We start from the raw sequence: 14,815 nt of genomic DNA on the forward strand, positions 1-14,815 counted from the left end.
ACCCATAGTTCAGGCTGCACGGGCGCGGGGTGTCAATGCGCCTCATCCCAGTTGCGGCCCACGCCCACTTCGGCCAGCAAGGGCACGCGCAGGTCGGCGACGCTGGCCATGAGACGCGGGATTTCATGGCGCAGCCAGTCCACCTCGCTCTCGGGCAGCTCGAACACCAGTTCGTCGTGTACCTGCAAGATCATTTTGATGGCAGGCTGGTGCGCGTCCAGCGCTTGCTGCACCTTCACCATGGCCAGTTTGATCAGGTCGGCAGCCGTGCCCTGCATGGGTGCGTTGATGGCGGCGCGCTCGGCGGCGGCGCGGCGCGGGCCGTTGGGGGAGTTGATCTCGGGCAGGTACAGGCGCCGGCCCAGCACGGTTTCGACATAGCCCATGGCTTTGGCCTGGGCTTTGGTGTCGTCCATGTACTGCTTCACGCCAGGGTAGCGCTGGAAGTATTTGTCGATGTAGGCGGCAGCGGCCTTGGTTTCAATGCCTAAGTTTTTCGCCAAGCCAAAGCTGCTCATGCCGTAGATCAGGCCAAAGTTGATGACCTTGGCGTAGCGGCGCTGCTCGCTGGTGACCTGGTGGACGCTGACGCCAAACACCTCGGCGGCCGTGGCGCGGTGGACATCCAGCCCTTGCTGAAAGGCGTGCAAGAGCGCGTGGTCGCCCGAGAGGTGGGCCATGATGCGCAGCTCAATCTGGCTGTAGTCGGCGCTGGCCAGCACGCAGCCGGGCGGTGCCACAAAGGCTGCGCGAATGCGCCGCCCCTCGGGCGTGCGGATCGGGATGTTCTGCAAATTGGGCTCGGCGCTGGAGAGCCGCCCGGTCACGGCCACGGCCTGCGCATAGTGGGTGTGAACGCGCCCGGTGCGCGGCAAGGCCAGTTGCGCCAGCTTGTCGGTGTAGGTGCCCTTGAGCTTGGAGAGCGAGCGGTGCTCCAGCAGCTTGGCGGGCAGCGGGTAGTCCAGCGCCAGCTTTTCCAGCACTTCCTCATCGGTGCTGCGCGCGCCGGTGGCGGTTTTTTTGACGACGGGCATGCCCAGCTTGTCGAAAAAAATCTCGCCCAGCTGCTTGGGGCTGGCCAGGTTGAAGGGCTGGCCCGCAATCTCGTAGGCCTCTTGCTCCAGCTGCAAGATGCGCTGGCCCAGCTCGTGGCTTTGCGTGGCCAGCGTGGGTGCATCAATCAGCACGCCGTTGCGCTCGATGCGGTAGAGGGCTTCGCTGCTCTGCATTTCCAGGGCGTAGATGGCACGCAGCTTGTCGTCGGCCTGCAACAGCGGCCACAAGGCGCCATGCACCTGCAAGGTCTGGTCGGCGTCTTCGCCCGCATATTCGGCGGCTTTGGCCACATCGACCTGCGCAAACGGTATCTGGTGCGCGCCTTTGCCGCACAGGTCTTCGTAGGCGATGCCGCTGCGGCCCAGGTGGCGCTGGGCCAGGCTGGTGAGGTTGTGCGGCTTGTGGACTTCCAGCACATAGCTTTGCAGCATGGTGTCGTGGGCGTAGCCCTGCACTTCGATGCCGTGGTTGGCAAAGACGTGGCGGTCGTACTTGATGTGCTGGCCCAGCTTGGGGCGGCTGGCGTCTTGCAACCAGGGCTTGAGCCGGGCCAGCACCGCATCGAACGGCAGTTGCTCGGGGGCGTCGGGGCCTGCGTGGCGCAGCGGAATGTAGGCGGCCTCGTCCGGCTGCACGCTGAAAGAGATACCGACGATTTCCGCGCGCATGGCGTCCAGTGAGGTGGTTTCGGTATCGATGGCGACCAGCTCGGCGCCCTGGAGGCGTGCCAGCCAGCGGTCAAAGTCGGCCCAGGTCAGCAGGGTGTCGCAGCGCAGGGTGCTGGCGGGGTCAGCGCTGGCAGGATCGGTGGTGGTGTCTGGGCCATCTGGGGGCGCCGTCGTGGTGTCAGCGCCTGCGGTGTCGGTGGCAGACAGGTCGGCGTCCGCAAAGAGGTCGCTGGTCAGGTTGTCGCTGGGCTTTTTGGCGGCTTTTTTGGGGGTGGGTGCGGGGGCGGCCTGGGCCGGTGCAGCGCCCAGCGCACTGGCCAGGCCCTTGAAACCGTATTGTTGGTAAAAATCGCGCAAAGCGCCCGTCTGCTGTGCGCCTACAGCTATTGAATCCATAGCAGGCAGGCCGGGCACATGGCCGTCTAGGTCGCAGTCGGTTTTGATGGTGACGAGCTGGCGCGCCGTGGGCAGCCAGCCCAGCGCGCCGCGCAGGTTCTCGCCCACCACGCCTTTGATCTCACCCGCACGGGCCACCAGCGCGTCCAGCGAGCCGTATTCCATCAGCCACTTGGCCGCCGTTTTGGGGCCCACCTTGGGCACGCCGGGCACGTTGTCCACGGTGTCGCCCACCAGCGCCTGAAAATCCACCATCAGCGCGGGCGGCACGCCAAACTCGGCCGTGACGCCGGCCACGTCGCGCTTTTTGCCGTTCATGGTGTCGATGATGGTGATGTGCTCGTTGACCAACTGGCTCAGGTCTTTGTCGCCGCTGCTGACGATCACTTCAATGCCCTGGCGCGCTGCCGCCACGGCCAGCGTACCGATCACGTCGTCGGCCTCCACGCCCGTGATGGCCAGCACGGGCCAGCCCAGCAGGCGCACCACCTCGTGGATGGGCGCGATCTGGGCGCGCAGGTCGTCGGGCATGGGTGCGCGCTGGGCTTTGTACTGCGGATAGAGGGCGTCGCGGAAGGTGGGGCCCGAGGCGTCAAACACGCAGGCGGCGTAGTCGGCCTGCACTTGCTTGCTCAGCGCCTGCATCATGTTGACCATGCCGCGAATGGCGCCCGTGGCGGGGCTGTGGGGGTCGCCGGGCACCGCACGCAGGTCGGGCATGGCGTGGTAGGCGCGGTAGAGGTAGCTGGAGCCATCGACCAGCACCAAAGTCTTAGGTTTGCTCATGGCGGCGATTGTGCATGGCGGCGCTGGCCCCGTGCAGGCGCCGCCTACAATCGCGCCATGCGCGCTGCCCCCCACCCCCTTTACGCCCTTTTGCTGCTGGCTTTTGCCACGGCCCCTGCCCTGGCCCAAAATACAAGCCAAAATGCCCTGCAAAGCTCTGCTGATGGGCGCGAGCAGCTATCAAACCAAGAGCAAAATGCGCCGCGCCAGAACCAGCGCACCGAGCGCATCCGGGTGGAAGACGGCGGCAGCCGCGTCGATGAGCTGCGCATTGGCGGCCAGACGCAAAGCATTACGGTGCAACCCAAGGTGGGCGACCTGCCCGCCTACGAGGTGCAGCCCTCCGATGGCGTGCGCAACCGCAGCCAGAACGGCGCTGAAGCCACCACCGGCTCGCGCGTCTGGAACGTGATGAAGTTCTGACGCACCGGCCCTGTGCCCCCTCCTGGCTTCGCACCTTCCGGGGTGCGATCTTTTTTGCCCCTGATTTTTTTGTTGTGTTCTGAGCGATGGCCGTATTTACCAAAGTCTCCCTGAAAGAGGCGCGCGAACTGCTGCGCCGTTTGCACCTGGGCGAGCTGCAAAAGCTGCGCGGCATCGAAGGTGGTATCGAAAACACCAACTACTTCGTCACCAGCGACCAGGGCGAGTTCGTGCTGACGCTGTTTGAGCGCCTCACCGCCGAGCAGCTGCCGTTTTATCTGCACCTGATGAAGCACCTGGCGCAGGCGGGCATCCCCGTGCCCGACCCGCGCGCCGACCAGCGCGGCGCCATCTTGCACACCGTTTGCGGCAAACCCGCTGCCGTGGTCAACCGCCTGCCCGGCCAAAGCCAGCTGGCGCCGCAGGCCGCGCACTGCGCCGCCGTGGGCGACATGCTGGCGCGCATGCACCTGGCCGGGCGCGGCTACGAGCGCCAGCAGCCCAACCTGCGCGGCCTGCCCTGGTGGAACGAGACCGTGCCCGTGGTGCTGCCCCACCTCACGCCTGAACAAGCCGATCTGCTGGGCGCCGAGTTGGCTTATCAAAACCACATTGCCGCCAGCTCGGCCTATACGGCACTGCCGCGTGGCCCGGTACACGCCGACCTGTTCCGCGACAACGTGATGTTTGACGGCGAACAGCTCACAGGTTTCTTCGACTTTTACTTTGCCGGTGTCGATACCTGGCTGTTCGACCTGGCCGTGTGCCTGAACGACTGGTGCATTGACTGGGCCACAGGCGCCCACCACGCCGAACGCGCCGGTGCCATGCTGCGCGCCTACCAGGCCGTGCGCCCGCTGGCTGCAGCCGAGCGCCAATTGATCAACGCCATGCTGCGCGCGGGGGCACTGCGCTTCTGGATTTCGCGGTTGTGGGACTATTACCTGCCGCGCGAGGCTTCCATGCTCACCCCGCACGACCCCGCACACTTCGAGCGCGTGCTGCGCCAGCGCATTGCGCACCCGCTACAGGCCTGAGAGGCTGGAAACCCCACCATGAAACTCCACATCGTCCCCGCCAGCACCGGCATCACCTGGGTCAAGAGTGGCATCGCCGTGTTCCGGCGCCAACCCATGGCCATGGCGGCACTGTTCTTCATGACCATGGCGGCGATGTCGCTGGCCTCGGTGGTGCCGTTGATCGGCCCGGCGCTGGCGCTGGCGCTGCTGCCCTCGGCCACGCTGGCGATGATGGTGGCCTCGGCAGAGGCCATGCAGGGGCGCTTTCCCACGCCAGCGGTGCTGCTGGTGGCGTTTCGCACCGGACGCCAGCGCCTAAACCACATGCTGGTACTGGGTGCGCTGTATGCGGGGGGGTTTCTGGCGGTGATGGGCATATCGGCGCTGGTCGATGGCGGCGTGTTTGCCCAGGTCTATCTGGGCGGCGAGACCATGACGCAGGAGATCGCTGAAAACGAGGACTTCCAACACGCCATGTGGGTGGCCATGGCGCTGTACCTGCCGCTGTCGCTGCTGTTCTGGCACGCGCCCGGTCTGGTGCACTGGCATGGCGTACCGCCAGTGAAGAGCCTGTTTTTCAGCATCGTGGCCTGCGTGCGCAATTTCGGTGCTTTTGTTGTCTTTGGTCTGGGCTGGCTGGCCGTGTTTGCACTGGGCGGCGTGCTGATGAGCCTGGTCTCGGCGGTGCTGGCGGTGCTGGGGCTGTTCAGCGCCGGGGCCATGGGCGGCTTGATGGTCGGTTTGGCCATGGTGATGGCGGCCATGTTCTTCAGCTCCATCGTCTTCACGTTTCGCGATTGTTTCGCGGCACCCGACACTGCCTCCCCCACCCCTGACGCGCCTACATCGCCCTGAGCGTTCTCGCGGCCTGCCCTGCCTTTTGCACGCGCGGGCCAGCGTCAGACCCCTGCGCCAGGGTGTGGCGCACTGCACGCCAGCGCCAGCACATAAGGGGGCGCCCCCACCGGGAGTGCATCTGGCGACACAGGCAGTTGCTCCAGCACGGCAGCGTTCAGGTGCAGCTCCCGGGCTGGCGACCACTCTTGCAAACCGAGGCCCAGGCATTTGCTGCGCGCCTCCATGGCCGCCCAGGCGCGGGCAAAGTCCTGGTCGCGCTGTCCACCGGCCACCTCCGCCAGTTGCTGCGCCACCCGATCGCCCAGGTACAGACGCGCCAGCGGCTCCCAGTCCGGCAGGGGCTGCACCACCGCCAGATCAATGCCCAGGCGCCCCCCGGCACACAGCCCGATGGCCACAACGCCGGGGGCATAACCCATGCTGATCGACAACGCCAGCCCTTGCCAGCGATCAGCTACCGTGGGTGCCTGACCGGGCACAAACACCAGCGCCACCTGCTGCGGCGCCACGCCCAGGCACTGCGACAGCAAGCGCCGCAGCGCCTGCCGGGCCAGGGTGCGCACCTGTGCCTTTGTCTGTGGCTGTACGCCCGGCACGGCCAGCAACCACACCTCCGGGCGCTGCGCCACCAGGCCGGGCTGCTCACCTGGCTGGCGCAGCACGGCTGGCAACCGCATCAGGGCCGCCAGGACTGTGCGGGCGACCCGGCCCAGGCGGTATCGGCGGGCAGCGCCTCGCCTTTCATGACCAGCGTGAGCGGCCCCAGCAGCACACCATCGCCCAAGGTGGTGTCGTAGAGCACCGTGCTGCGGATACCCACCGTGACCCGCGCGCCGATGCGGATGCGGCCAATCTTCATCACCCGGTCTTCAAACAAATGCGTCTGCGGGCCCGACCAGGCGTTGAATTCGCTGTGGTCGCCAATCTCTACGCAGTCAAACTCAGTGATGTCGGTGGTGTCCAGGTACACATCGCGGCCAATCTTCACGCCCAGCAGGCGCAGCATGGCAGGCAGCATGGGCGTGCCGCGCAGGTACTCCAGAAAGTTGGGCACGGCCACCGACTCGTACATGCTGGTCAGCGCCTCGCTGATCCAGACAAAGGGCGTCCACATGGGCACGGCCCGGGGCTGGTAGCGCCCCACCATCAGCCACTTGAGCGCCACCACCAGCAAAAAGCAGCCCACGCCATACAGCAGCCCGCTGACACCCAGTGCCACCACCAGCGCCAGCCACTGGCCCGCTTCGGCCAAGGGCATGACAGCGCTGATGATGACGTAGCCAGCCCCAATCACCAGCGCCAGCGGCATGACGATGCGCAGCGCCTCCACCAGCGCGCGGCCCAGGCGCCGCCACACCGAGGGATGGAAAGTGAGCTCATCCGGAAAACCCGCCAACCGCTCGCGCGAGGGCAGATGGACGGCGGGCGAGCCCACCCAGGTCTGCCCCGGCTGCATGTGCGCGCTGGGGGGCGCTTTCGATTGCACGCCAATCAGCACATCGGGCGGCAACGTGGTGCCATCGGGCACATAGGCACCGTTGCCGACAAAGCTGCGGTCGCCAATCACGGTGTAGTCAATCGACATCCAGCCGCCGTCGATTTCCTCATCGCCCAACATCACGGCATCGGCAATGAACGTCTCGTGGCCCAGCGTGAGCATGTCGGGAATCAAGCCCATGGCGGTAGAGATTTCGGCGTTGCGGCCAATTTTGGCGCCCAGCAGCCGATACCACAGGGGCGCATACACCGTGGCATACACCCCGTGCAGCACATGCAGGCTGGCCACCTGAATCTGGTTGGCCAGCCATTTGCGGCAATACAGGTTGCTGTGTACCGGCCAGCTGCCCGGCTGCAGGCGCGGCAGTGCCAGCCAGCGGATGGCGGCAGAAATCAGCGCCGTGCCCACCACCAGCAAGGCACTGGCGGGCACGGCCAGCAGGGCGTACTCAAACACCGCCAGCACGTAGCCGTGCGCTTGCAGCGAGGGCTCCAGCACCTCCCCTTCCAGCGCGTCGATCAACGCAAAGGCCGGAAAAATCGGCAGAAAAAACAGCACCGACGTCAGCGCAGCACCCGCCGCAAAGAACAGCGACTCGCCGATGCGGCGCAGCCGCGTCACCGGGGGGCGTGGCGGGCGCGGTGCCACCGGCTGCTGGCGCACCCGGCGCGCGGGCGAACCGTCCCAGACCTCGCCCTCTGCAATGCGCCCGGCGCGGGCCAACGCGGCCAGCCCTTCGAGCCGACCCTGGGGCGCAATGGCGGTATCGCCCTCCATCACCGCGTAGGAGCCGACGTAGGCCTCAGCACCAATGTCGATGGCGCCCACCACCAGTTCGCCGCGCTCGACGCGCACGTTTTCCAGGTTGACGTTGGCGCCCACGCTGGCGCCATCGCCAATGCGCAGCAAATGCGGCTGGCGGATAGTGACCGAGCCGATCACCACATCAGCGCCGATGTGCGCCCCCATGGCGCGCAGGTAGCTGTTGTAGAGCGAGGAGCCAGACAACAAATAGGCCGGGGCCACCTGGTGCAACCGGTCGGCCAGCCACCAGCGAAAGTACACCGCGCCCCACAGGGGGTAGCGCCCGGCGGCAATGCCGCGCAGCAGCACCCGGCTGCTGGCCACGGCCACCCCCAGGCTGAACAGGTGGCTGACCAAAAACACCAGCACCGACGCCAGCACCGCGCGGGCAATGCTGTCGCCAGGCTCGCCGGTGTAGTAGTGGTAGGTAAAAAAGGGCGCCAACCAGTTCATGATCTGCAAGATGATCATGAACGGCAGGGTCAGTGCCTGCGCCACCCCGCACAGCCAGCGGCGCGTGCGGGGCACCAGGGTAAAAGGCGGCAACGCGGCCCCGGCGTGGGCGGCACTGCCCGCTGCCATGGCCGCGCCAATGGCACCCAGGCGGCGCTGGCGGTACACATCGTTGACCGTCATGTGTGCAAAGCGCGCATCCTGGCGCAGCGCCGACACCAGCCGCGCTGCCAGCAGCGAATGGCCGCCCAGGTCGTCAAAAAAATCAGCGTTGCGCCGAATCGGCAGCCCCGGAAAAAAACGCTCTAGCGCAGCAAACAGCGCGGCTTCGGCATCGGTCTCGGGCGCGTCTGAATCGGCCGCGTGGTCGGCCACCTCCATGGACAAGGCACGCAGGGCTTTGCGATCAATCTTGCCCGAGGTCAGGCGCGGGATGGTGTCCACCACCTCAAAGTGGCTGGGCACCATGTAGGGCGGCAAGGCGGCGCGCAAACTGGCGCGCAATGGCGCCACCTCCACCTGTGCGCCCGCACTGGCCACGATGTAGGCCACCAGTTGCTCTATCTCGCTCACCGGCTTGAGCACCACCGCCGCCGTACCAACGGCCTGTTGCTGGCTCAGCACGGCCTCGATCTCGCCCAGCTCGACGCGAAAGCCGCGCACCTTCACCTGGTCGTCCACACGGCCCAGGCATTGCACCTGGCCTTGCGCATCAATGCGCGCCAGGTCACCGGTGCGGTACAGGCGGGCCTCGTGGGGCTGCTGCATCCAGGGGTTGGGCAGAAATTTCTCGGCGGTCAGCTCGGGGCGGCCCAGGTAGCCCTCGGCCACACCGGGGCCGATGATGCACAGCTCACCCGTCTCACCGGCGGGCAGCAACTGCAATTGGGCATCGACCACCAGCAGGCCGTAATTGGGCAATGGCTGGCCAATCGTGACCGGCTGCCCCGCGTGCAGCGGTGCCAGGCTGGCCGACACCGTGGCCTCGGTCGGCCCGTAGGTGTTGAAAACCTGGCGCGTGGGCGTGGCCCAGCGCTCGACCACGGCCTGCGGGCACATCTCGCCGCCCAGATTGATCAGGCGCAGCCCCGGCACATCGCTGGCAAACAGCGCCAGCAGGGTCGGCACCGCATGCAGCACCGTCACGCCCTGCGCGGCCAGGGCACGCGGCAAGGCATCGGGGTCGGCGGTGATCTCTGCCGGGGCAATCCACAGGATAGCGCCCACCAGGTAGCTGATCCAGATTTCCTCAAACGACATATCAAATGCCACCGAGAAGCCCTGGTACACCACGTCATCAGCGCGCACACCCAGTACGGCGTTTTCGCTGCGCAAAAAATGGCAAATCGCCCCCTGACTGATGGGCACGCCCTTGGGCTTGCCGGTGGAGCCGGAGGTGTAGATGACATACGCCGGGTCTTGCGGGCTCTGGCCGCTGCGGCACAACAGCGCGCCAGTGACGGGTTGCCGCAAATCGCCCAGCCCCCACACCGGACAAGGCAATGCCACCAACTGCGCCTGCAAGCACTGGCCGGTGACGATGCCCACGGCCCGCGCGTCTTCCAGGCACACGGCCACGCGCTCGGCGGGCGCATCGGCGTCGAAGGGCAGCCAGGCGGCGCCCGTTTTGGCAATGGCCAGCTGGCTGACCAGCAAATCCACGCCCCGGGGCAGCCACAGGCCCACGATGTGCCCTGGCCGCACGCCGTGGCCGATCAGGTGGTGCGCCATGGCGTTGGCGCGGGCATCCAGGTCGCCGTAGCTGATGCGCTCGTGGGCGCAGATCAGCGCGGTGTGGTCTGGCTGGCGTGCAGCGGTGGCCTCAAAGATGTCTGCCAACACTTCATCGCGCAGCAAATCCGGGCGAAAAGGGCCCCTCAAAACCATGGAGCAACCTCATTTTTCTAAACCTGTGGGCGCTGCACGGGTAGCCAGCGCGAAAAATCCCGCCATCGCCCCAAGACGATGGCGGGAACCAATATCTGATTGTCGCCAAGAAGCCGCTGGTTCGCGTGCGCCGTGCAAGCCGCCCACGCAAAAAGCCTGCCGACGCCAGGCCGACAGGCTTTTTTCGAGCAGCCTGCGGGGCCAGCGGCCCCGCCCCACTAACCGTCAGAGGCCAATGGCCCCGCCATCCTTGCGCGTAACCACCACGGTGGCCGAGCGCGGACGCTGGGTGGCCGACGGGTTGGCCTGGCTGGCAGGCCAACGGCTGCTGGGGCTGGCCAGGCTGCCGTCTTCACCGGGGTGCTGCACGTTGAAGAACAAGGTCTTGCCATCGGGAGTGACGGCAATGCCGGTGATCTCGCAGTCTTTGGGGCCTACCAAAAAGCGGCGCACCGTATCAGCCGACGCATTGGCACCCTTGCGGGTGGCCGTGCCGCCAGCGGCAGTGGCCACACCACCGTCGCCCACCTGGCCGGGCACAGCGGCCAGCATCATGCAGTTGGTGACGTCGGTGTAGGCACCATCGTCGGTCTGAATCCACAGCAGGCCGCGCGGGTCGAAGTACAGGCCGTCGGGGCTGGAGAAATCGTTCACTGCCGTCAGGCCCGACAGGTTGACGTTGGCCGCCGCGTCCGCCTCGGCGCCAAACAGGTAAATATCCCAGGCAAAGGCCGTGGCGGCCACGCTGCCTGCGTTTTCACGCCAGCGGATGATGTGGCCGTGGGGGTTGCCCTTGTTGGTTTTGGTGGTGCCGTCGGCGTTGGTGTAGTTGTCGCTGTAGTAGCGCGGGTTGGCCGCATCGGGCTTGAGCTGGCTGCCCGTGGGGCTGGCACCGGGGTCCACGCGGTTGCTGTTGTTGGTCAAGGTCATGTAGGCCTCGCCGTTGAGCGGGTTCACCGCGCCCCATTCCGGGCGGTCCATCTTGGTGGCGCCCAGCTTGTCGGCAGCCAGGCGGGCGTGGGTCACTACATCGCCCTGGTCGGCAAACGGGTAGGCCGCGTTGCTGGCATCGAGGCCGTTTTTGCCGTAGGTGAGTTCCAGCCACTGGCCCGTGCCGTCGGCGTTGAACTTGGCCACGTACAGCGTGCCTTCGTCCAGGTATTTGGCGCCAGCGGCCATGCCGCCGTTGACATCCTTGGGGTCCCACACGGCTTTGGAGACAAACTTGTAGATGTACTCGTTGCGCGCATCGTCGCCCATGTACATGACGATAGGCTTGCCCGCCACGGCGGGTGCAGGCCAGGCGCCTTCGTGGTTGAAGCGGCCCAGGGCGCTGCGCTTGGCGGGCGTGGAGGTGGGGTTGAAGGGATCGATCTCGACCACCCAGCCAAAGGTGTTGGCGATGTTGCGGTAGTCGTCGGTGGCGGCAGCGCCCGTCACTGACGACGTCCAGCGCACAAACAGGTCGTCGGTGCCTGCGGTGTCCCACAGGTAGGGGCTCTTGCGGTTTTCAGGCAGGCCGTAGCGCTTGAGGGCCACCACCTCTTTGGCATCGCGCTGGGCATCGTCGCCAGCGGCGCGGCCCACCACGTTGAGCCAGTTTTCCTCGCAGGTGATGTACGTGCCCCAGGGCGTGTAGCCGTTGGCGCAGTTGTTGTTGGTGCCACGGGTTTTCAGGCCATCGGGCGAGAACTTGGTCTTGACCAGCGCATTGCCCTTGACCGGGCCGGTGAACACCATTTCAGTGGCCGAGGTCACGCGGCGGTTGAAGCGCGAGCCGCGCACCATCACCATGTCGTTGCCGGTGCTGCGCTTGACTTCGACCACGCTGATGCCGTGGGCGTAGATTTCTTTTTCCACTTCCGAGGGCACGCGGGTGGCGCCTTTGGTCATGCCGTTGGGGTGCAGGGCATAGGGCGCCACCACGTACTCGTGGTTGACGGCCAGCAGGCCCCGGTCAGAGCGGTCGGCGTTGAATTTGCCGTCGTCCGAGAGGCCAAAGTAGTACATGCCATCGTGGCCATCGCCGATGCGGCGGTTGTAGGAATCGGCGGTTTCGCTGCCGTCGTCTTTCCACGACTCCTCGCCAAACTGCAACGGATCGCCCAGCGCGTGCAGGATGCTGACCTGGTAGCCCTCGGGCACGGTCACCAGATCGTTCTTGTTTTTGGCCACGGCCTTGAAGCCCAGCTGGAGCGGCGCGGGGGCATCGTCGCTGCCGCCACCGCAAGCGCTCAGGCTCAAGCCGCCCAACAGCGCAGCCGCCGTCACACTCATGCCCCCCTTGAGCGCCTGACGGCGGCTCAGCTGCACGGCGATCAGCTCGTCCATGTGCAGGTTGGTGGAGGGGTTGACGATTTCGTTGTCGTCGTAGGTGCTGGGTGCTGTCATGAAGGCTCCGTAGGGAATGGATATAAACCCCTGGCATTCTTCAAGCCCACTGTGACAACAGCGTGAAATGCTCAATCCACCACGGTGAGCTTGGCCACGGCCAGCGCCAGCCATTTGGTGCCATGGCGCGCAAAGCTGACCTGGGCGCGCGCATCGTCGCCCGTGCCCTCGATGGCCAGCACCTTGCCTTCACCAAACTTGGTGTGGAACACGTTGATGCCCGCACGCAGGCCGTGCGCGGGCGCGGCTTTCTGGGGCGGCACGGGCGGGCTGGCAAAGGTGTCAGATTTGAAGCCAAATCGGCCTCCAGAACCCGCAGAGTAAGCGCAAGCAGCTCCTGAATCAGGAGCAAATTTGCCAAACCCCGGGTGCCGTGGCGTGATCCACTTGAGCGCGCCCTCGGGCAGCTCGTCAAAGAAACGGCTTTGGGTGTTGTAGCGCGTCTGGCCGTGCAGCATGCGCGTTTGCGAGTGGCTCAAATACAGCCGCTGGCGCGCGCGGGTGATGGCCACGTACATCAGGCGGCGCTCTTCTTCGATACCGCCCCGGTCGCCCAGGGCGTTCTCGTGGGGGAACAGGCCGTCTTCCAAGCCGCCGATGAACACGGCGTCAAACTCCAGCCCCTTGCTGGCGTGCACGGTCATCAGCTGCACCGCGTCCTGCCCGGCCTGGGCCTGGTTGTCGCCCGCCTCCAGCGCGGCGTGGGTCAAAAACGCGGCCAGCGGCGAGAGGGTTTCGCCCGTGTCCACGTCCACCATGCCGGGCACGGCGGCGCTCGCCAGGGGCGCGTCCCGCAGCGGCGCATCCACATCCAGACCCTGGCTGGCGGGGCTTTGCGTGAGCGGCGCGCCGTGCTCGTCCAGCGGCAGGGCCACGGCATCGCGGCCAAAGCCCTCCAGGGTGACAAAGCTCTCAGCGGCGTTGACCAGCTCTTGCAGGTTCTCGATGCGGTCTTGGCCTTCTTTTTCGGTGCGGTAGTGCTCGATCAGGCCCGTGGCGTCCAGCATGCGCTCAATGATGCTGCGCAGGTTGTGCCCTTGGGTTTGCTCGCGCAGCACATCCACCAGGGCCACAAACGCGCCCAAATTCGCACCCGCCTTGCCGGGCACGGTGCTGACAGCGTCGTGCAGCGAGCAGCCCACAGCGCGCGCCGCGTCTTGCAGCACCTCGATGCTGCGCGCGCCAATGCCGCGCGGCGGAAAGTTGACCACGCGGGCAAAGCTGGTGTCGTCGTGCGGGTTCTCCAGCAGGCGCAAATAGGCCAGCGCGTGCTTGATTTCAGCGCGCTCAAAAAAGCGCAGGCCGCCGTACACGCGGTAAGGAATGCTGGCATTGAACAGCGCCGATTCAATCACCCGGCTTTGCGCATTGCTGCGGTAGAGAACAGCGATTTCCTGGCGCGCCAAGCCGTCGTTTTTGACCAGCTGCTTGATTTCATCGACCATCCAGTGCGCCTCGGCGATGTCGCTGCTGGCCTCGAACACACGCACCGGCTCGCCGGGGCCCTGGTCGGTGCGCAGGTTCTTGCCCAGGCGCGCGCTGTTGTGGCTGATGAGGTGGTTGGCCGCATCCAGAATGTTGCTGTAGCTGCGGTAGTTGTGCTCCAGCTTGATCTGACGCTGCACGCCAAACTCGCGCACAAAGTCAGCCATGTTGCCCACGCGCGCGCCGCGAAAGGCGTAGATGCTCTGGTCATCGTCGCCCACGGCAATCACGCTGCCGCGCGCCTCCAGATGGCCGTCCACCTCCTCGCCCGCCAGCTGCTTGAGCCAGGCGTATTGCAGCTTGTTGGTGTCCTGGAACTCATCGACCAGGATGTGGGCAAAGCGGCGCTGGTAGTGGGCGCGCAGGGGGTCGTTATCGCGCAGCAGCTCGAAGCTGCGCAGCATCAGCTCGCCAAAATCGACCACGCCCTCGCGCTGGCATTGCTCCTCGTAGAGCTGGTAGAGCTCGACTTTCTTGCGCGCATCAGGGTCGGTGGCCACCACATCGCGCGGGCGCTGGCCTTCTTCCTTGCAGCCCGCGATAAAGTATTGCAACTGCTTGGGCGGAAAACGCTCATCGTCCACGTTGAACTGCTTGCACAGCCGCTTGATGGCCGAGAGCTGGTCTTGCGTGTCCAGAATCTGGAACGACTGCGGCAGGCCCGCCGCTTGGTGGTGCGCGCGCAGCAGGCGGTTGCACAGGCCGTGGAAGGTGCCGATCCACATGCCGCGCACGCTGAAGGGCAGCATGGCCGAGAGGCGCGCCACCATCTCTTTGGCCGCCTTGTTGGTGAACGTGACGGCCAGAATGCCGCCGGGCGTGGCCAGGCCGTTTTGCAGCAGCCAGGCGATGCGCGTGGTGAGCACGCGCGTCTTGCCCGAACCGGCACCGGCCAGGATGAGCGCATGGCCCGCTGGCAGCGTGACGGCAGCGAGCTGCTCGGGGTTGAGGTGGGCCAGCAGGGGCGATGCGGCAAGCGTAGCCGCAGGGGCCGCCGATGGCGCCGGGGCGCCAGAAAACAGGTCTTGAGGGAGCATGCAGGCATTGTAGAAAGTGCGCCCGCATCGGGGCGCGTGCGCTGGCGGGCGCAG

The 14,815-nt window shown here is 66.1% G+C and carries 8 protein-coding genes; 3 read left to right on the forward strand and 5 right to left on the reverse strand.

From position 1 onward, the window contains the following. Positions 1-32 precede the first annotated feature (32 nt). Positions 33-2,906: a DNA polymerase I gene (gene polA, locus EV674_RS03090; protein ID WP_119011931.1), complete on the reverse strand. Its 2,874-nt coding sequence runs from the start codon at positions 2,904-2,906 to the stop codon at positions 33-35. A gap of 57 nt (positions 2,907-2,963) precedes the next feature. Here polA and EV674_RS03095 point away from each other — a divergent pair, with 57 nt between their 5' ends. The 3 genes from EV674_RS03095 (at position 2,964) to EV674_RS03105 (ending at position 5,203) form a co-directional block, all read left to right on the forward strand. Next, positions 2,964-3,329: a hypothetical protein gene (locus EV674_RS03095; protein ID WP_119011932.1), complete on the forward strand. Its 366-nt coding sequence runs from the start codon at positions 2,964-2,966 to the stop codon at positions 3,327-3,329. An 86-nt stretch (positions 3,330-3,415) separates the two neighbouring features. Next, positions 3,416-4,366, forward strand: a complete 951-nt coding sequence (locus EV674_RS03100) for a homoserine kinase (protein WP_119011933.1) — start codon at positions 3,416-3,418, stop codon at positions 4,364-4,366. A gap of 18 nt (positions 4,367-4,384) precedes the next feature. Further along, complete coding sequence (locus EV674_RS03105; protein ID WP_119011934.1) at positions 4,385-5,203, forward strand: BPSS1780 family membrane protein; 819 nt, start codon at positions 4,385-4,387, stop codon at positions 5,201-5,203. A 44-nt stretch (positions 5,204-5,247) separates the two neighbouring features. Here EV674_RS03105 and EV674_RS03110 read toward each other — a convergent pair whose 3' ends face one another. The 4 genes from EV674_RS03110 to EV674_RS03125 form a co-directional block, all read right to left on the reverse strand. Then, positions 5,248-5,883, reverse strand: a complete 636-nt coding sequence (locus tag EV674_RS03110; protein ID WP_119011935.1) for a 4'-phosphopantetheinyl transferase family protein — start codon at positions 5,881-5,883, stop codon at positions 5,248-5,250. Beyond that, on the reverse strand, positions 5,883-9,848 hold the full coding sequence (locus EV674_RS03115) for a Pls/PosA family non-ribosomal peptide synthetase (protein WP_119011936.1): 3,966 nt from the start codon (positions 9,846-9,848) through the stop codon (positions 5,883-5,885). The genes EV674_RS03110 and EV674_RS03115 overlap by 1 nt, the downstream gene beginning before the upstream one ends. Positions 9,849-10,073: 225 nt before the next feature. Beyond that, on the reverse strand, positions 10,074-12,239 hold the full coding sequence (locus EV674_RS03120; protein WP_119011937.1) for a PhoX family protein: 2,166 nt from the start codon (positions 12,237-12,239) through the stop codon (positions 10,074-10,076). A gap of 71 nt (positions 12,240-12,310) precedes the next feature. After that, on the reverse strand, positions 12,311-14,761 hold the full coding sequence (locus EV674_RS03125; RefSeq protein WP_119012044.1) for a UvrD-helicase domain-containing protein: 2,451 nt from the start codon (positions 14,759-14,761) through the stop codon (positions 12,311-12,313). Between the last annotated feature and the right edge of the window lie 54 nt (positions 14,762-14,815).

This window comes from Simplicispira metamorpha, from assembly GCF_004341365.1.
Classification (GTDB): Bacteria; Pseudomonadota; Gammaproteobacteria; order Burkholderiales; family Burkholderiaceae_C; genus Simplicispira; species Simplicispira metamorpha.